The organism is Novosphingobium mangrovi (genome assembly GCF_022818885.1).
Taxonomy (GTDB): Bacteria; Pseudomonadota; Alphaproteobacteria; order Sphingomonadales; family Sphingomonadaceae; genus Novosphingobium; species Novosphingobium mangrovi.
The window spans coordinates 46,518-65,662 of sequence record NZ_JALHAT010000014.1; the positions used below are offsets into that span (position 1 = coordinate 46,518).

At 65.3% G+C, this 19,145-nt stretch carries 12 protein-coding genes; 2 read left to right on the forward strand and 10 right to left on the reverse strand.

All coding sequences use genetic code 11. From position 1 onward, the window contains the following. Positions 1–348: 348 nt before the first annotated feature. From MTR65_RS09815 to MTR65_RS09860, 10 genes are all read right to left on the reverse strand, one after another. The gene (locus tag MTR65_RS09815) at positions 349–2,370 is read right to left on the reverse strand and encodes a S9 family peptidase (protein ID WP_243799613.1); all 2,022 of its coding nucleotides are present in this window, start codon (positions 2,368–2,370) and stop codon (positions 349–351) included. A 35-nt stretch (positions 2,371–2,405) separates the two neighbouring features. Next, positions 2,406–3,578, reverse strand: a complete 1,173-nt coding sequence (locus tag MTR65_RS09820; RefSeq protein WP_243799615.1) for a DSD1 family PLP-dependent enzyme — start codon at positions 3,576–3,578, stop codon at positions 2,406–2,408. Continuing rightward, positions 3,575–4,603, reverse strand: coding sequence for a class A beta-lactamase (gene bla / locus MTR65_RS09825; RefSeq protein ID WP_243799617.1), 1,029 nt, complete (start codon positions 4,601–4,603; stop codon positions 3,575–3,577). The genes MTR65_RS09820 and bla overlap by 4 nt, the downstream gene beginning before the upstream one ends. Then, entirely contained in the window at positions 4,603–6,300 is a 1,698-nt protein-coding gene (locus MTR65_RS09830; RefSeq protein ID WP_243799619.1) for a serine hydrolase domain-containing protein, read from the reverse strand. The genes bla and MTR65_RS09830 overlap by 1 nt, the downstream gene beginning before the upstream one ends. Before the next feature lie 14 nt (positions 6,301–6,314). After that, positions 6,315–7,523, reverse strand: a complete 1,209-nt coding sequence (locus tag MTR65_RS09835; RefSeq protein WP_243799622.1) for a M20 aminoacylase family protein — start codon at positions 7,521–7,523, stop codon at positions 6,315–6,317. Then, a complete protein-coding gene (locus tag MTR65_RS09840; protein ID WP_243799624.1) occupies positions 7,520–8,830 on the reverse strand; it encodes an MFS transporter in 1,311 nt (436 codons plus the stop codon). The genes MTR65_RS09835 and MTR65_RS09840 overlap by 4 nt, the downstream gene beginning before the upstream one ends. Beyond that, positions 8,827–10,335 (reverse strand): M81 family metallopeptidase, encoded by a 1,509-nt coding sequence (locus tag MTR65_RS09845; protein ID WP_243799626.1) that lies wholly within the window; start codon positions 10,333–10,335, stop codon positions 8,827–8,829. Before MTR65_RS09845 ends, MTR65_RS09840 begins: the two co-directional genes overlap by 4 nt. 35 nt (positions 10,336–10,370) lie before the next feature. Then, complete coding sequence (locus MTR65_RS09850) at positions 10,371–12,581, reverse strand: TonB-dependent receptor (protein ID WP_243799628.1); 2,211 nt, start codon at positions 12,579–12,581, stop codon at positions 10,371–10,373. A 270-nt stretch (positions 12,582–12,851) separates the two neighbouring features. Next, a complete protein-coding gene (locus MTR65_RS09855) occupies positions 12,852–13,766 on the reverse strand; it encodes a LysR substrate-binding domain-containing protein (RefSeq protein ID WP_243799631.1) in 915 nt (304 codons plus the stop codon). Between the two features lie 82 nt (positions 13,767–13,848). Then, a complete protein-coding gene (locus tag MTR65_RS09860) occupies positions 13,849–15,135 on the reverse strand; it encodes a D-serine ammonia-lyase (RefSeq protein WP_243799633.1) in 1,287 nt (428 codons plus the stop codon). Positions 15,136–15,397: 262 nt separating this feature from the next. On the opposite strand from MTR65_RS09860, the gene MTR65_RS09865 reads away from it, so the two are divergent. Next, positions 15,398–17,431: a TonB-dependent receptor gene (locus MTR65_RS09865; RefSeq protein ID WP_243799635.1), complete on the forward strand. Its 2,034-nt coding sequence runs from the start codon at positions 15,398–15,400 to the stop codon at positions 17,429–17,431. Positions 17,432–17,469: 38 nt separating this feature from the next. Continuing rightward, the gene (locus tag MTR65_RS09870; RefSeq protein ID WP_243799638.1) at positions 17,470–18,780 is read left to right on the forward strand and encodes an erythromycin esterase family protein; all 1,311 of its coding nucleotides are present in this window, start codon (positions 17,470–17,472) and stop codon (positions 18,778–18,780) included. Positions 18,781–19,145 lie beyond the last annotated feature (365 nt).

Below are 19,145 nucleotides of genomic sequence, written 5' to 3' on the forward strand. Positions count from 1 at the left end.
GGGGCATCTCCAGAAAATCGCGTGAGGCCTCACATCGGACCATTCAGGCGCGCTGGTGACGGGTTCTGGCGGGCGTAGGCGTCCTCAATCGTCCGATCGCAATCGGAACGGCCGACAAGCGCGCCTGGCCGCCATGTCACCTGCACAAGAGCGTTGTGCGGAGCCGCAGAGGGCTGCGAGCGCGATGGCCCTCGCATTGGTTTGACCTTCCCCTTCGCGTCCAATCCCCCTTCGGCACGGAAAACCCACACCAAAAGAGGTGAACGCGAAGGCCGCGGCATGGAACCGCGAAGGGTCGTTGCCTTCGCGCCGGAGCGGCTCGAACTGCGCCCGCCACATCACGTCACGTCAAGGCACCTCGCCACTGTCCCGGAAATCCTCGATGCCGATATACGAACCGCCCTTGCGGACTTCGGCACTCGAATTCGCGAGAGCGTCGCGCATCGGCTGGGCACGTCCGCCAAGGCAGGTCTGCAGGAAGTTCTCGCTTGCTGCGGCAAATGCGATGCTGTTTTCCGGACGGGCAAACCCATGCCCTTCGTCCGGAAAAACCAGATAGGTCACGGGGATTCCCCGCTCGGTCATGGCCGCGACGATCTGGTCGCTTTCGTCAATGTTCACACGCGGATCGTTGGCCCCCTGGGCAATCAGCAAGGGCTTGCGGATCGCATCGACATGGTTGATCGGGGAACGCTCGGCCAGCATCGCGCGCCCGTCTTCGGTGCGCGGATCTCCCATCCGGCGATAGAACTGTTCCAGCTGCGCGCCCCAGTAGGCGGGAAACGTGTTCATGAGGGTCTGCAGATTGGAAGGCCCCACCATGTCCACACCGCAGGCGAAACGCTCGGGGGTCATCGTCATGCCGACCAGCGTCGCGTAGCCTCCATAGGAACCTCCAAGGATCGCCACGCTATCGCGGCGCGTCACGCCCCTGGCGATCGCCCAGTCGACGGCATCGATCAGGTCCTGGTGCATCTTGCGGCCCCATTCGAGGTTGCCTGCCGCGATGAAGGACTTGCCGAACCCCGTGGAGCCACGAAAATTGACCGCAAGCACAGCGTATCCGCGGTTGGCAAGCCACTGCTGGTAGGGCTGGAAGCCGGCCTGATCACGCGCCCACGGCCCTCCGTGCACGAAGAGAACCATCGGCACCGGCCCTTTCGCATCGCGGGGCAGGGTCAGATAGGAAACGAGTGTCTTGCCGTCCCGCGCCGTGATCTCGACCGGGATCTGCTCGGCCAGGGGCGCCCCTTCGAGTTCGGGACGCGTCACGAAAAGTTCGGTCAGGGCCTGTGTGCGACGATCATAGAGCCAGGTCGATTCCGGTGCGGTGACAGGGTCGAAACGCACGATCCAGATGCTGTCGTCATCGGTTCGGCTGGTGATCGTGAAGAGCCCCTTGTCCTGCCCCTTCAGGTACGCGAGATCATCGGCGATTGCGGGTGAGGTCGCGGTATATTCGGGGCGCAGATAGTTGACCTCGTAGCCTTGTGCGCGTCCGGTCCCGGGATCGAACAGCGCGCTCTCGACATCGGCGCGCCTATCCTGCCCCACGAGTGTCATGGCTCCGCTCGCGAAATCCTGTGCCATCAGCGCGGCGGTGTCGCGCCCACGCGAATCCAGCCAGTAAAGTGTCTTGCCGTCTTCGGTGAACGAAAGCGGGTTCGTCGTGAGGGCATCCTCAAGCCCGATCGACACGAACGGCGTCGCCTCCACCTCTCCATCGATGAGCCGGAAGTAGTCTGCCCCGCCGTCCGCGCGTGCTTTTCCCACCAACCGGACACGAAGCTGCCGGTCGGCGAGGACGCGCGCATAACCATCGCCCCGCATCACCTCCTGCAGTTCGCCGGTAACGAGATCGAGCCGGTAGACGTCATGCCAACGCGGATCGCGCTTGTTGAGGCCAATGAGTATGTGCCCGGGGTCCTCACGGCTCATCGCCAGGATCTGCGCACGCGTCTTTTCGTACGGCGTATAGTTGCGAAGCCGGCCCGTTGCGACATCCACACCGTAGAGGCGGTAGTTCTCGTCGCCTTGTGTGTCGGTGACGAACAGGAGCTGGCGCGAATCCCGGGTCCAGGTGCTCGTCTCCAGCGGACGCCCCTTCTGGGCCGTCAGGGGACGGGCCTTGTCGGGATGATCGCGCGGAGCGATCCACAGGTTCATGACCCCATCGCGCGGAGCAATGAAGCTGATCCATTGCCCGTCCGGCGACACCTGGCCATCAATCCGGGTCGGATTTCCGAACAGCGCACTGCGGGTGATCAAGGGGACCTGGGGAAACGCATCGGTGGACGCCGAAGCCGAAGGGGCGGTGGGAACGAGCGCAAGGCCAAGAGCCAGCGCCAGGACACAAGAGGAGAGTTTCATGGGAAGTTCCCGAAAGGCAAGGATCTGAAGAAGGGCTATTGCATGCGACCGCGGGCGACGAGCGGCCAGATGTCCACGATCCGGTCTCCACGCACCACGTGGATCCAGTCGTGCAGGTTCACCGTCGGATCGCAATGAGGCGGTTGCAGGCGCACGACGTCTCCCGGACGGCATGGGGCAAGGCCCGCATCGGCATAGACCAGCTTCCCCTGCTCATCGCCGAAGAATTCATAGCGCGCGCCGCGCGGCGCACCGTCCAGCACGCGGGGCATTCCCGCCTCGGTCGCAAGGGCCTTGCAGCCCGCATCGAGCGTGCAGTGCCCGGACTGGTTTGCGCTTGTCACCGTCGTCCACAAGGTCAGCGCGGCGGCGAAAGGCGGCGCTTCCCCCTGCGATGTCCAGACATCGTCGTACTCCCGGTCCATGAAGACATAGGAGCCGACCTGCAGCTCGGTGAAGATACCGAGCGCAGCATCGATATCGACGCTTCCCGTCCCCCCGCCCGTGATGATCGCGGGCGGCAGATCGAGTGCGCTCAGCGCATCGCGCAAGGCCGCCACCTTGCCCGAAACCTGTTCCAGTTCCGCCGTGCGCGCGCGCGCGCCTGCAATGTGCATCGCATGGCCTGCGTAGCCCTGTATCCCGCCAAGGCGCAACGAAGGGTGCCCCGCAATGACACGCGCCAGCTCGACCGCGTCCGCAACCGTACGCGCGCCACTTCGCTGCAGCCCCACGTCCAGATCGACCAGAACCTCAAGCGTGGTCCCGGCAGCCGCGGCAGCCTCTGCCATGGCCAGCGCGACCTGCGGATTGTCGCAGACACAGCGCGTATCCGGGGCCTTTCGCGAAAGGGCAATGAGGCGCGCGAAACTGTCCGGCGTGACCAGCGGCGAGGTGATCAGAAGGCCGCTCAGCCCTTCATCTGCGAGAGCCTCGGCCTCTCCCAGCTTGGCGCAGCAGAGCCCAAGGGCGCCAAGGCCCACCTGCCGCTTGGCAATCTTCGCGCATTTGTGGGTCTTGGCATGGGGACGCAGGGCGATCCCGGCGTCGGCGGCGCGGCGTGCCATATCGGCAAGGTTGGTCTCGAAAAGGTCTGCATCGAGCACCAGGGCAGGCGTACGCAACTGCGCGGGGCCACCGGGCACGCCGATGAGGTGACCGTTGACACCACCGGGCTGCAGAGCGGGATTTCCAGCCGGCCGGGTCATCGGTTCAGCCGGTAATGATCGTAGGCGGTACGGGCAATTTCGGCGATCACGCGGTCCTGCGCCTTCGCGCCCCTGGAATCCCCCTTGATGAAGACGACGATCGCAAAGCGATGCCCATCGGGCAACGTGACATAGCCCACATCGTTGGCGATGCCGAGCAGGGAGCCGGTCTTGTGTGCGACCGGGGCACCTTCGGGAAGCAGGCCCTTGAGGCGATCTTCGCCCGTCAGACAGCGCCCAAGAATAGTCATCAGCACGCCGGTACTCCCGGGCGAAAGCGCCGTCCCGCCGGCCAGCACCTTGAGCAGGTGCAGCATGGCGCGCGGCGTGGCCTGATCGCGCGGATCGGCATCGAAATCCGGGCTCGGGGTCCGGGACAGGTCACGCTCGAGCACATGGGGATCCGTTGCAAGGACCGTCTTCACGAAATCCCCGTCCCCGGGCGGAACCTTGAGAGCCCGGAAGATGAGGCCACGGGTGTCGCTGTCCACGCGCATGTCCCCGATACCATGGCGCCCCAGCCACGCCATTACCGCCTCGCTCCCCCCGACTTCGCGATAGAGCACGTCGGTCGCGGTATTGTCGCTGCGGGTCAGCATCAGCTCGAGCAGGTTATGGACCGAAAGCGCAACACCGTCGTGCGGCGCGAACTCGAATATCCCGTCGGAATAGACCCGGTCCTGCGGGCGAACCGCAATCATGCGATCGAGGCTCCACTCCCCCGTGTCGACTTTCGCGAGCACCGTCGCGGCAAGCGCGATCTTGAATGTGCTCGCCATCGGGAAGGACTGCGCGCCATGGAGCGAGATCACCTCTCCCCCGTCGAGGTCCTGCATCGCCACCCCCACGGTGCCGTTGCTGGCCCCGGCGATCTGCGCAAGTGCCGCCGCGACAGGCGCGGAAGCGGGATGCCCCGCCTGCGCCTCTGCCTGTACCTGTGCCTCTGCCTGCCCCGGCACGGCAACCAGCGCTGCCGTTCCCAGCGCAAGAGCGACCCTGAGCCCGCCAACACGCCATCTACGCATCACACGATCCTCCGATAGGGGGCCCCGCTGAAATTGAGCACGTGCAGACGTCCTCCCAGCATCTTGTCCATCCACAAGCGATCGGTTGCCCCTTCGTCCGCCCGGGCGGACCAGTGCCCGCCCTCGCGCGGGACAATCGCGCCGAACAGGTCCGACCAGAGGGTGTCGCCGCGCACGACAAGACGGGTGCGGAACCAGGGCGTGCCGTCGCCAAACAGGCCCGTGTAGGGCAAGAGCGCCTCGCTTTGGGGCGGTACTTCGGGACGAGCCCCCTTGGCAAAGAGCGTATCGCCCCACCACAAGCCGTTGCTTTTCGCATCGAACTGCAGGGGCCAGGAGGCGTAGTCACGATGGTCCGTCGCCAGCACATCCTTGCCGGCACCCTCGACCCGTCCTTCCTGCCCATCGGCCACCAGTTTCAAGCCATCTCCCGCTTCGCGCACCAGTTCGAACGTGCGCCCATCCGATCCCTGCCAGGTTCCGGCGAAACGGTCCGCCTCGGCGATCCGACGAGCCGCGAGGGGATCGGGCGCTTCGGGCAGGGGCAGGCCTTCGCGCGCCGCGCGCAACAGGCGCACGGCATAGGCCGTCACCTGGCGCGGGCGGTACCCTCCCAGACGTGCATTGACGCTCGCGAAGGCCCCGACGCCTGCCGGGGCATCGACGTGGAAGGAGGAACTGAACGCCAGCATGCCGCCCGTGTGGTGCAGAACCGGGCGATCATCGAGCGTGACCGTCGCGATCCCGCTGGCGTAGAGCGAGCCCGGGCCGAACTGGGTGTTGGGCATGGCCTGGGCCAGGAAAGCCGCCGCGTCCGCGTCGGACAGCAGCGGAGCGCCCTTCCCCTGGCCAAGGCCGATCACAAACCGCAGGTAGCCCGCCATGTCGCGGGCCGAGGCGCCGACCGTCCCGGAGGCGAAGTCGTCCTCAAGAAAAGGCCCGCGGACCATCGGGATCCGGGTCATGGCGGCAAGGTCTTCGCGCTCGGGCACGTAACCTGTGGCAAACTCTGCCCGCGCGGCCAGGCTAAGATGGGCATGGGCATCGTGCATGCCCAGCGGGTGCAGGACCTCGCGCGCGATCACCTCGGGATGCGGGCGACCGGTAACGGCTCCGATCACCAGGCCCAGCAGCATGTAGCCGGTGTTGCTGTAGGAAAAGCGCGTGCCCGGCGCAAAACCGCACCACAGGCGCCCGTCGGGCGTATCGGGATAGAGCGCGGCATCGTGCGGCAAGCCGCCCGCATGGTTGAGCAACTGGCCAAGCGTGATCGGCGTTTCAGGCAGAGAGGCGGCATCCAGATAACGCGACACGGGCGCCTTCAGATCGAGAAGTCCGCGTGCGGCAAGACGATGGACGCACAAGGCCGTGATCGACTTGCTGATCGAACCGATCTCGAAAAGATGGTCGGGGCGGACCAGCTCGCCGTTCTCGACCGACGCGGTTCCCAGCGACAGGCTGGCGGAAAACCCGGCATCGTCGGACAGGGCCAGTGTCATGCCCGGCAGGCCGTAGCCTTCGAGTTCGCTCTGGGCATAGGCGACAAGCTTGGCGAGCGCGGCCTTGTAAGTCCCCCCGTCCCCCTGGATGGCAAGGCTTGCCGGAACCGCGCCAGGAACTGCGCCCGCGGCGCGCGAGGCCACGGCCATGCCCACGGTCAGACTGGCCGAACCGGCCAGAAGAGTGCGTCTGTTCACGTTCATATTCATGCCTATGCTGCGGCCCCTGCAAAATAGCGCTCGCCGTCCTCGCAAAGCGCTGCCTCGACCAGTCTTACCCAGAATTGCGCGCCGACCGGCAGGGCCTCGTCGTTGAAATCGTAGTGCGGACTGTGGAGGATCCTGCCGTCCGCGTTCGAGCCATTGCCGATGAAGAGATAGGCGCCGGGCATTTCCTCGAGCATGAACGCGAAGTCTTCCCCGCCCATGACCGGCTCGACATCGCGCAGCACCCGATCCTCGCCCACCAACGCGGCCGCGACATCGGCCGCGAAATGCGCCTCTGCCGGGGAATTTATCGTGGGCGGATAGGAACGCTGGTAATCCAGAACAGCCTCGCAGCCGGTCGCCGCCGCGATGCCCGAGGTCACTTCGGCCATACGCCGTTCGATCAGGTCGCGCGTGGCCGGGCGAAACGAGCGCGCCGTGCCGCGCAGCACGACGTTCTGGGGGATCACGTTGAAGCTGTCCCCGGCTGCACTCTGGGTCACGCTGATGACCCCGGAATCGACCGGTTCGAGATTGCGGCTGACGATCGTCTGCAGCCCCAGGATGATCTGCGCCGAGGCCACGACGGGATCGATCCCGGTCTGGGGCATCGCGGCGTGAGCGCCGCGCCCGGTAATGTGGATTTCCCAGGTATCCACACACGCCATGATCGGACCGGGCCGCACAGCCAGTGTTCCGACCGGCATGCCGGGATAGTTGTGCATGGCAAAGACGCGCTGCGCCGGGAAGCGGCTGAACAGCCCCTCGTCCATCATCCGACGCGCACCGGCCTGCCCTTCTTCGGCGGGCTGGAAAATGAAATGGACAGTCCCGCAGAACGTCCCGTGCTGCGCCAGATGACGCGCCGCGCCCAGCAGCATTGCCGTATGGCCATCGTGCCCACAGGCATGCATCTTGCCCGGCGTGGCGCTGGCATGGGCAAAGCTGTTCACCTCGCGGATCGGCAGCGCGTCCATATCGGCTCGCACCGCGATCGCGGGCCCCTCCCCGCGACGCAATGTGCCCACGACACCGGTCCCGGCCAGCCCCCTGTGGACCTCGATACCCCAATCACAAAGCTTGTCCGCGACGAAGTCGGCCGTCGCGTGTTCCTCGTAGGCGAGTTCGGGATGCTGGTGCAGGTGCCGGCGCCACGTGGCCAGCTCGGCCACCATGTCCGGGGCCATCTCGGCCAGCCGTTCGTGCGATTTCATGAATAGGCCTCCTTGGGCACCAATGAGGGGGAACGCGGTGACGTCATCGCCAGCACGAGGGTCAGCCCTGCGCCGATGGCCAGCATCGCGGCGATGGTCAGCAGGCCCGCCGTATTTCCGCCCGTCAACGAGCGGGTCCACCCCATGAGCCAGGGACTGACCAGCCCGCCGGTGATCCCGATCGAATTGATCAGCGCGACGCCGCCCGCGCTGGCCTCTCGTCCAAGAACACGCGCCGGCAAGGTCCAGAATACCGAGTATCCTCCACAGATCGCCGCCGTTGCCGCCGTGATCAGGACATACCCGGTGATGGGCCCGATCAGGCTGCTGGTGGCCAGAGCCAGGAGCACCGCGCTGAGCAGCAAGGGTATTCCGGCATGGCCAAGACGCTCGCGCGTGCGATCCGAGCGGCGCGCGACAAGCACCATCATGACCATGCCAAGCGCATTGGGCGGCATGGACAGCAGGCCAATCTGCTCGAGGCTGACATCGAGCATCTCCTGCAGCATCGTGGGCAGCCAGAACGCAACGGCGTAGAGCCCCGCGCCCATCGAGAACAGCACGAAGCCCAGGACGTAGTGGCGCGGATTGGCGAAGAGCGCGCCGATGGGCTCACGCAGGCTGGTCGCCGGCTTGATCTGCCTCGCCAGGCGGGCCTTGTCGTCTGTCGAAAGCCAGTTTGCCGCCTTCGGGTTTTCCGCAAGCCGCGCGAGCACGTAGAGCCCGAGAAGCGCGCAGGGCAGTCCTTCCAGAAGGAACATCCACTGCCAGCCGAAAAGCCCCAGAACGCCATCGGTGTGGACCATGATCGCTGTTGAAAGGGGCCCACCGATGAACGCCCCGAAGGGACCTGCCAGCAAGAAGATGGCAAAGATGGAGCCGCGCCGTTCTTCCGGAAACCACAGGGAAAGATAGAAGATGACACCCGGCGCGAAACCGGCCTCGAAAATGCCGAGCAGGAAACGCAGGACATGCAGCATGCCCGGCGTCGTCACGAACATCATCCCCGCCGAGGCGAGCCCCCACAGGATGAGGATACGGCCAAGCGTGCGCCGCGCGCCGACCTTGAGGAGGAGCAGGTTGCTCGGCACCTCGAAGAGCAGGTAGCCCAGGAAGAAGATGCTCGAGGCAAAGCCATAGGCCGCGTCCGACAGGCCGATCTCGGGGCCCATCTGAAGCTTGGCAAAACTGATGTTCACCCGGTCGAGCGAGGAAAACAGGTAGCAGAACATGAGCAAGGGCAGGAGCCGCCACGCGATGCGCCGGTAGAGACGCGCATCGTCCATCGAAGTCGAAGTCTGTGTCATGCCTTCCCCGAAAGCTGTGCGCGCGCCGTGCGCGCCGGAAAGATCCGCGCAGCAGGCTCGCCGCGCGCCCAGGGATCGGGGACGCGCGGAAAGTAATCCAGGCTACGGCGGGTATAGGGGATCGCCTCGAAGTCGACCCGCAAGGCGCCGGGTGTGGCCACGGACATCGTCTCGCGGGCCAGAGGCGCAAAGTCCGCGCGGTAATGGACAGCGGACTTGACCAGAACCACGCGTTTGTCGGCAAGATCGATCCCGAGCCCTGTGAAGGTATCAGGGGCGTAGGTCTGCGCCCGCGCCGAACAGACGACAACGTCGATCCCCTCGCAGCGCAGCCAGACGGCATCGCCCATGTCCTGGCGGTTGCCGAACACCGCGCTGGTGTATCCTTCGCGCAGGGCCATAACGGTTCCTGTGACACGCACAGGATCACCCGCCGCAGGGCCTGAGTGCCCCCCGAGCACGAGGGAAACCTCCCGTCCCTCGCCCGCCGCGCGGCACAAATGGACCGCCTCGGGGTCCCACAAGGCGCCGAAGACAGCTCCTTCTGCGCCAAGCCGAAGAAGAGCCGCCAGGCCAAAGACGCTGTCCCCGGCCGCCCCGCCCCCGGGATTGTCGCAGGCATCGCCCAGCACGGTCAGGCCCGGCGAGGCGAGAGCCCTGCGAAGCACGTCTTCAAGAGCCGGCAAGCGATGGCGCAGCACCTCGCGCTGCGCGTAGATATCCTGCGCAACGCCAAGCGCCCTGCGGCTCGCCGCACAGCCCTCGCCATCGGCATAGACGAGCACGCGGGTTCCCACGTCGGCCACATCCGCCCAGGGAAAACCATGGGCAAGGTTGACCGAGAGGATGCGCCCGCATTCAAGGCCCCGCCATTTCGCGACCAGCCCCGCCATCGGTTGGTGCGTGGTGGGATAGAAGCCGATCATCTGCGTATCGAGCAGGGCCGCCACCGGCACGATCTCCTGCCGCGCCGTCCTCAGCGCCAAGCTGTAGAGCTGCGCTGCGCAGCTCCCGAGATCGGTGTGCGGGAAGAGCTTGCCGATCACGATCAGGTCCGCGGTCTCGACCATCGTCTCGCTCAGGTGGCAATGCGGATCGAGTTCGACCCCGATGACCGCATGCGGCGCCATCGCGCGAACCCGGGTGAGCAGGTCACCCTCGCAATCCTCCACATGCTCGGCCACCATGGCGCCGTGCAGAACAAGGAGGATCACGTCGAGCGGCCCTGCCCCGGCAAGATCGTCCAGCAGGCCATCGCGCAAGGTTTCGTAAGCCTGCCGCGCGACCAGCCCCGCCGGCTGCGCAAACGCGCTCAGCCCTTCGATGACCTCGTGTCCATCGGCCTCGGCCCGTGCCCGCATCACGCCCATCAGCCCCCCGAGGATCGAGCCCGGGACACAGGTAGCCTTGCGGCTCACACCGTGCTCCTCGAACGCGGCCATTGTCGTCGGGAACGCCGCGAAGGTATTGGTCTCGGTGGCGATGCCCCCCAGGAAGATGCGCATGGTCCTGTCCGCCGCCCCGGTCCCAGCCAGCCCGATCAGAAGGCCGCGTCGACCGACAGGCCGATGGTGCGCGACTGGATCGGGATGAAGGACGGGCGCGTCGCGTTGTACTGGTTGTAGAGGCCCGAATAGGACATGTCGTTGAACAGGTTGCGCGCGTAGAGACGCAGCGACAGCGCATCGACCGTCAGTCCGAGATGGGCATCGACCACGTTCTGCGCCTTCATGGTCAGCACGTTGGCGGTGTTGCTCTCGGCATGGGTCAGGGAGGCGCCGCGATAGCGGTACGCAAGACCGGCCGTCAGCGTGTTGTGGCGGTTCAGCGCGCGCGAATAGTCGAGCGTCGCCGCCGCCGTCCAGCGCGGTGACAGCGGCAGGCGATCCCCGTCCTGCGCGAAAAGGCTCGCCACAGGCTCGTCGAAATGCGCATCGGTGAACGAGGTGTTCGCGCCCAGCTTCAGATCCGGCGTCAGACGAAAGCCCACGCTGGCCTCGAAACCACGGCTCGAGGCCTTGCCTCCGTTCCCGATATAGGTCGTCCCGGTCTCGCTCAGGATCTGGACCTGGATATCCTTCCAGTCGATGTAGAAGGCCGAGAGTTCGATATCGAGACGGTCATCAAGAAGCGTGCCCTTGTAGCCGGCCTCATAGTTGATCAGCGTATCCGAGGCATAGCTGTCCGGGTTGCCCAGGATCGGCGCGTTCGGGCCGCCCGCACGGTAGCCACTCGCCGCGCGCAGGTAGATGTTGGAGCGCGCATCCAGCGCATAGCGCGCGGTCGCCAGCCAGGTCAGGACGTTGTCGTCGGAATCGAGCACGGTCGAGCCCTCGCCCCCCATCAGCACCCCGGAGTAGTACTGCTCGTAGTGCTGCTCGTTCCGGCTGTAACGCAGCCCGCCTGTCAGGTAGAGCGCGGGCACCACGTTCCAGGTCACATTCGCAAAGCCCGCGTATTCGCGAAAGCTCGAGGGCGAATAGATGTCCGCCATGTCTGGCACCCCGGCAAGCGCGCCGCCGTCCTGCGCCACCGCCTCCACCAGCTGCGCGTTGCGCACGTGCTCGCTCGTGTAGAAGCCGCCCACCATCCAGTCGATCGCGCCCCCCGAGTTGGAAGCCATGCGCAGTTCCTCGGTGAACTTGGCCAGACGCACATCGAGCGTAAAGGGCGTGGGCGCGCCCGCCTCGGCGCCCACAAAGGGCGCATAGGCTCCGTACAGGTCAGTGGCATCGAGATACTGTCGATTGCGGGTCCGCGACCAGCTGGCCGCGTTGGTGACACTGGCAAAGCCCAGGTCCCAGTCCGCGGTCACCGCGTAGTACCGCAGCTTCTGAGCGAACAGCTCGGGGAGCTGGGTGGAATTGGCATAGCCCTCATAGGCCGGTGCAAGCGTCTCGCGCGCGAGCGTGACGGCACTGATCCCGTTGGCATCGACATCCTGAAGCAGCGCGGAGCCCCTGATCTCGAGCCTGTCGGAAGGCCGGAAGGTGGCCGCGATGCGCCCGCCCTTCTGGGTCGAGGAATTGTAGTCCTCGACGCCCGTGCCCACGTTGTCGATCCAGCCTGCGTTCTTCTGGTAGAAGCCGCTCGCCCGGACGCCGAGGACACCCTCGACGACCGGAATGTTGACCAGCCCGCGCGCGCCCCGCGTCGCGGCGGAGGCCCCATCGGTGTACTCGACAAGCGCCCCGCCACGAACCTGGTAGTCGTAGGTATCGGCCTCCTGCAGCGTGTACTTGAGCAGGCCGCCCATGGCCCCGGCGCCATAGAGCGTGCCCTGCGGCCCGCGCAGCACTTCCAGTTGCTTGAGATCGTAGGGCATGAGATCGAGCGCGAACGTCGAGGCCCGCGCATAGTTCGAACTGGAGCCGACCGGCGTATCGTCGAGATAGGTGGCAACCAGCGCGCTGGCCCCGATCGCACCGCCGGTGTTGATCCCGCGCAGGATGATCTGTGCCTGCCCTGGCGACCCGCCACTGTTGACCGCAAGACCTGGCACATAGGAGGCATAATCGGCCAGCGCCGGCGCCCCGGTCCGCTCGATCGCATTGCCCCCGATGACACTGATCGAGACGGGCACATCACGCAGTTTCTCCTCGCGCTTTTGCGCAGTGACCACGATCTCGCCTCCCGAGGCCGCCAGCTCGCCCCCCTCGTCCGCAGACGTCTGGGCCTGTGCCGAAGCTGGCACCATCAGGAGCGGAGACGCGGCCACCGACATGCCGACCAGCCATTCGCGAAACTGCATGCGCATTGATATCCCCACCTTGCTGCTACCCCCTTGGCGCGCCGGTTCGCCATGCCTCGCAACGGCGCGCGCGCCGGACACGCGATGACCGGGAGGGACGAGCCCCGTCCCTTCGCCGATGCTGCAAACCTTGGGAATTTTCAGAGACAACTCAAACGCACGACAAGCTTGCGCGCATTAGCGCGACTTATGCTTTCCAGAACCGCTGCGCGCGCTCTTCTTCCGCCTTCAGAGCGGAGCTTTAATCTATAAATTTGAGATGGTTATTCTTTAAATCGAGAGTTCCAACGCCCGACATTCCTCGACCAGCCAGGACGTGAAGAGTGCGACGCTGCGCTTGCGCGGCTGATGCGACAGCAAGGCATAACGCGAGTTGGAGACCACCACCTCCGGCGAGGCCTGGACAAGATTGCCCTTGGCCAGTTCCTCGTGAACCAGTTCGAGCCGCCCCATCGCGATGCCGGCGCCGCGCGCGGCGGCTGCGAGGGCCATGTCGGAAAGATTGAACAGCTGCGAACGATGCGCGCCCAGCGGCGGCTTGCCCACGCTCTCGCGCCAGATGTTCCATTCGACGTAGCGCGCCGCCCCCACCCACGCGCTCTCGTCGTGCAGCAAGGTGACGTTCTCGTCTTCGTCCTCGTCCCAATGCGGGTGGTCTGCAAGGTAGGCCGGACTGCACACGGGCACGATACGCGAACCCAGAAGCCGGACCTGGTGAATTCCGGTGTAGTCGACCGGATCATAGGTGATGATCACATCGACATCCTGCGCGGACAGGAATTGCTCGTCGATCCGGACATTGTCGGCGTTGATGCGAAACTCGATATCCGGGTATTGCTGAAGGAAGCGGCCGACGCGCGGCATCAGCCAGCGCAGCGCGAAGGTCGGCACGCAATTGACGTTGAGCGTGTGCTTCTGGTCGATCGCGTTGCTCAGCGCCATCTCGATCTGCCGCATCGACTGACCGAGTTCGTCCTTGAGCTGCAGCCCGAGGGCGGTGAGATCCAATCCGCGCGACTTGCGCACGAACAGGGCCCGCCCCAGCCGCTGTTCCAGCGAACGGATCTGCTGGCTGATCGCGCTCTGACTGAGATTGAGCTCGCGTGCCGCTTCCGTGAAGCTCCCCGTACGCGCCGCGCTTTCGAAGCAGCGAAGCCAGGCAAGGTCAGAAGGTGTCAGCGCCACGCGAATTCCTGTCGAGCGTTGGTTTCGAAAGGATGACCTCTACGCATCGTGTCCGCAAAGGCCAACCCGCCCCTCCCCTCGCTCAGCTGAGCTCTTCGCGCGCGAGCCAGGCCTGGAAGATCACATCCGGGACGAGCGAGCCCCCCGTTGCCCAGACCACATGGACGGCGTTTGCGCGCTCTGCCCCGATGCCAAGGCCCTCGAGGCAGGCCAGCCCCTCAGGGCTCGTGAGCAACCGGCCCGGGCCGGACAGGCCCGCGGTTGCCGACGGTTCGAGCCGCAAGCCCGCCGCGTCGTGAAGTCGGCGCACATAGCCCAGCATGGCCTCATCGCTTTCCGTCAGGACACCCGCGAGGCGTGCGCGCATCATGCGGGCCACCAGCAGCGAAGCCTGCGTCACGGCCAGTCCGTCGGCTTCCGTCCGCCCGTCGAGACCGAAGTCGTAAACCGAATGGGGCGCGTCGTATCCCCCCAGCATCTGGGTCAACATGCAAGGCGCGGCGACAGGCTCGGCAAAGAAGCAATGGACATCGCCTCCGAACAGTTCGTGCAGACCATAGGCTATGCCGCCCGGTGCGCCGCCGATGCCGCAGGGCAGATAGACGAAGAGTGGCCGGTCCGGGCCAATCGCCATACCGGCCTCGTCCAGCTGCGCCTTGAGTTCCGGCACAGCCGCGCTGTACCCCAGGAACAGGTCGGCGGAATGCTCATCGTCCACGAAGTGACAGGCCGGATCGCGCCCCGCATCCTGGGCGGCCGCATGGACGGCGCTGATGTAGTCACTTGCGTGCTCGATCACCTGCGCTCCAGCATCGCGCAAGCGGCTCTTCTTCCAGTCCTTGGCATCGCGCGACATATGGACATCGACCGCGAAGCCCAACGCCCTTCCGATCAACCCCACGCTGAGGCCCAGATTGCCTGTGCTCGCCACAAGAAGACGGCGGGTGGCCAGAAACGCGCGCGCGCGTGGCTCGCGCAGCGCCTCGAATGGGGCATCACCGGCAAAGATCCCCGCCTCGACGCACGCCGCATGGGCATGGCGCACCACTTCGAAGAAACCACCGCGCGCCTTGATCGAACCGGCGACCGGCAAGCTGTCATCACGCTTCAGGTACACCGTGGCTTCGGTGTCCCCCAGGCCAGGAACGAGCCCCCTGTCCAGCGCCAGCAGATCCGAGGCGACACCCCGCTCCCCTACGTCCCTGGGAAAGAGCGCAAGGAGCAAGGGCTGCATCGCCTGCCACGCCTCGCAGGCTTCGGCGAAATCGCGTCTGTCGATGGCATCGCCCTGCCCGCCAGGCACAGTCGCAGCCCGCTCCGGATTGATCCAGAGCACCGGCTTGCCTGCCCGGACATCCACCTCGACCATCACCATGCTTCCCTGCGAACCTTTCCATTCATGGACGTTGGCTATCATCGCCCGGCGCGCGTGCAAAAGGCGTCGGAGATGCAGAGACATTAGTCTGGCTTATGGACTGCGTGGCACCACCCTTATGACATGTGGCCCCCTTTACGTCATGAAACTGCCAAGAACGGAGACCGTCCGAGCTCCGCGAGACATCCGCTTTCAGATGCACGCAGTTCAGGGGGTTTGCATGCAAAATTTGCGCAGTAGCGCCAGCACCATGGCCATGGCCGCTTTCATTACCACGCTGTTCGGCGCCACCGGCGCGCATGCGCAGGAGGCGGCCGAAACGCCAGGTTCCGAGACCAGGGGCAACGACATCGTGGTAACGGCCAGCCGCCGCGAACAACGCCTGATCGACGTTCCCATGAGCATCTCGGCACTCCAGCAGGAGGATCTTGATCGCCAGGGCGTGACCTCCATGCACGACCTCTCCCGTGCCGTCCCCGACCTCGTCGTCGTCGAGGCCGGCCCCGGCCAGAACCGTGTCTTCATGCGCGGCATCGCCAATGGCAACAGCCTCACTTCACTCGTGGGCGTGTACCTCGACGAGATCCCGGTAACCGGCTCATCGCTTGGCCAGCCTGACCTGCAGATGATCGATCTCGAACGCGTCGAGGTGCTGCGTGGGCCGCAGGGTACGCTCTACGGGCAAGGCTCTGCGGGCGGCACACTGCGCTTCATCACCGCCAAGCCCGACACCACCCGGGCTTCGGGCGCCATGGAATTCACCGGCTACGACACCCGTTACGGCGATTTCAGTGAAAAGATGACCGGCCACCTCAATGTGCCGGTCGTGGACGACACGTTCGCGGTGCGCGTGGCGGGCACGCTGGCCAATATCGGCGGGTGGATCGACCAGCCCGACGCCGGACGCAGCGACATCAACGATCAGCTCATGCGCCACATCCGGGCAAAGGCCTTGTGGCAGGCAAGCGCGGACCTGACCATCGAAGGCACCGTGGTTGTCCATCGCAACGAAGGCCACGGCGTCAACGTGGGCGCGGATGGTGACTACGACGTCTACTATCCGGGCGGCGATCCCGAGGCGCGCCAGTCCTTCCGCGACGACTATACGATCTACAACGGCACCCTGACCTACGACTTCGGCGGTGTGCAGCTGCTCAGCTCGACAAGCTGGATGAACACCACGCGCCACAATGTCGGTGCCGCCCAGAAAATTGTCGGCGTCGAGACCTTCCTCGACGATTCCATCGGCACGAAGAGCTTCACGCAGGAAGCGCGCCTCAGCTCCACCGATGCCGGACCGCTGCACTGGGTCGTGGGCGGGTTCTACACCAACGAGAAGCTGGACCGCGATCTTGATGTAACCCTCTACACCATGGGTCTCGTCATCGAGTCCCCGAGCGTCACGCGCCAGAGTTCGGAAACGATCTCGGCCTTTGGCGATGTCAGCTACGACGTGACCTCCGCGTTGCAGCTCGGTGTCGGCCTGCGCTACTTCCACGACACGCGCCACGAAAGCAACGCCGCGCTGTCGCAGGAAGGCAAGTTCCACTCGGTGAACCCGCGTTTCTACGCGAACTTGCGGGTTTCGGAGGATGTCACGATCTACGCGAATATCGCAAAGGGCTTCCGCAGCGGCGGCTTCCTGGGCGATGCGGATCTCTCGACCTACGATCCCGAAACGGTCTGGTCCTACGAGCTGGGCACCAAGGGCGAACTGGGTCCCGTGAGCTGGGAACTCGCCGGATACTATTCGCAGTATCAGGATTACCAGACCTTCGTGATGGTCAGCGCCGTCTACGGCGGTGTGACCAATGCCGGTGACGCGGAGGTCTATGGCCTCGATGCCTCGCTTTCGCTCGAACCTGTCTCCGGGCTTACGCTTGCCGCCTCGGGCAACTACACCCACACGGAGCTGACCGAGGTCGATGCAGCCACAGTGACGAACATCGCAGGCGATCCCCTCGACTTCGTCCCCAAGTACACGGTCACCGGCTCGGCGGAGTATCGCTTCGCACTGACAGACAGCCTCCCGGCCTTTGCCCGCGTCGATTTCAGCCAGATCGGCAAGTCGACGATCACGGATCGCAGCTACGGCCTGATCCGCTATCCGTCTGACGAGCTCAGCCTGCTGAGCGCGCGCCTGGGCATTGCGGCACAGTCCTGGAAGTTCGAGATCTTTGCCAACAACCTGCTGAACGAAAACGGCCTGCAGGACCCGATGGCCGCGATCGGCCTCGACACCCGTGCCAAGCCCCGTACGATAGGCTTCACCATCGGCAAGAGCTTCTGAACCCATTGTCCCAGCCCCCAGCCCTGCCTCTTCGGCCCTTGCGTCCTGGCCCCCGCCGCCTTGCCGCCCTGGCCCTGACGCCGGTCTGGGGGCTGGCGTTCTGCATGGCCGCCTGTGCAACGCCGGCTTCGCAAAGCGACGACGAGGCGTTTCGCGACTATGCCCAGATGCACGTAAGGCCTCTCCCGGCAACCGGGGACCTTCTTGCCGGACTGCAGGACGAGAACGCGCCCGGTGCCGTCACGGACCGCCTGTGCGCCGCGAAGATCGTGGCTCTGGGCGAACCGGAGCATGGCGCGCCCGGCCCTCTTCGTGTGCGGGACCGCCTGTTCCGGTCGCTCATCGCCCGGTGCGGGACGCGTGTCATCGTCCTGGAAACAGGCTTCACCGAAGCCGCCATCCTGAACCAGTGGCTACAGACCGGCTCGGGCGATATCGACGATGTCTTGCGCCGAGGTCTGACCTGGGGGTTTGACAGGTACCCGCAGAACCGGGCCTTGCTGCTCTGGATGCGGGAATACAACGAGGCCCACCCCCACGATCCGCTCCACCTCTACGGCATGGATATCCCGGGCGGCGACAAGGAAGACGGCCTTGGCGCAACGCGCGTGGTTCTCGATACAATCGGCGCTTTCATCGCCAGCCAGTCGCCCGAAGGTCTCGAGCGTGAGGTCGAGGTTCTGGAAGATCTGGCGCCGCACTTCACGCTCACGGCGTGGCGCAGCGTGCCCGCGCCGCGCCGCGCCGCCCTGAAGCCTGCCCTCGACAAGATCGCGGCACGGCTGCACGGGAGCGATCATCTGCCTGTGCTCACCCGCGAATGGATGCTGCAGAACATCGAAGTCGCCCGCAGCAGCGCGGCCATGTTCGCCTCCTGGCCGCAGGCCTCCTCGAACCACCCCGGTATTCCGCCCGAGGCCTGGCAGTCTGCACAGATCCGCGACGCAACGATGGCCGCCAATGTCATGTGGGTACAGCAGCATATCCATCGCCGTGGTCCGGTCTTCGTCACCGCTCACACGGCACATACCATGGCCGCGAAAGTCCAGGGCTCCATCTGGGACAGCTACGCGACGCCACCTGCCGCCATGGGAGACAACCTTCGCACACGGCTGGGCCGACAGTACGTCACGATCACGATCAGCCGCACGGCTGGCGATGCGGGCTCCCTCGATCGGGCGCTTTCCAAAGCGAGGCGAGGCGGCTTCCTGCTTTCCTTGACCGCGCCGAATGCGACCGATGCGGCACGGCGCTGGATGGAAAGCCCCCAGTCAATCCATGTGAATGCCAAGGATAGCTTGCGCATTTCCCCCGCCCAAGCCTTCGACATGCTGATCCATCTTCCCTGACACCTGCAAGATCAGGCAAGACGGGCCACGCAGCGAGAGGTTTGTGGCACGTTGGAACCCCACGCGAGCGCCAGAAAAACGCACCGGCTTGAGGGGCGTCCAGTCAGCTCTCTCGAGGCCGACAAGAACACGTCGCTGTCGCTTCCCCTATTCGCCCCCTTGCGGACACTAGGCGCATGCCTACTATGCTCCTATGCCCCCACCCCGCCTGTTGATTTTGCCTATTTTCGTCCTTGCGTTGACGGGATGCTCGCGGGCGATAGATGTGAACGTTGCGTTACTGGACGGGTTGCCCGTTCTCTCTTTCCGTACACTTGGATTCTTCCCTCGTCCGCTTCCCACCGTCTGCTTGTGGCAAGCCGATA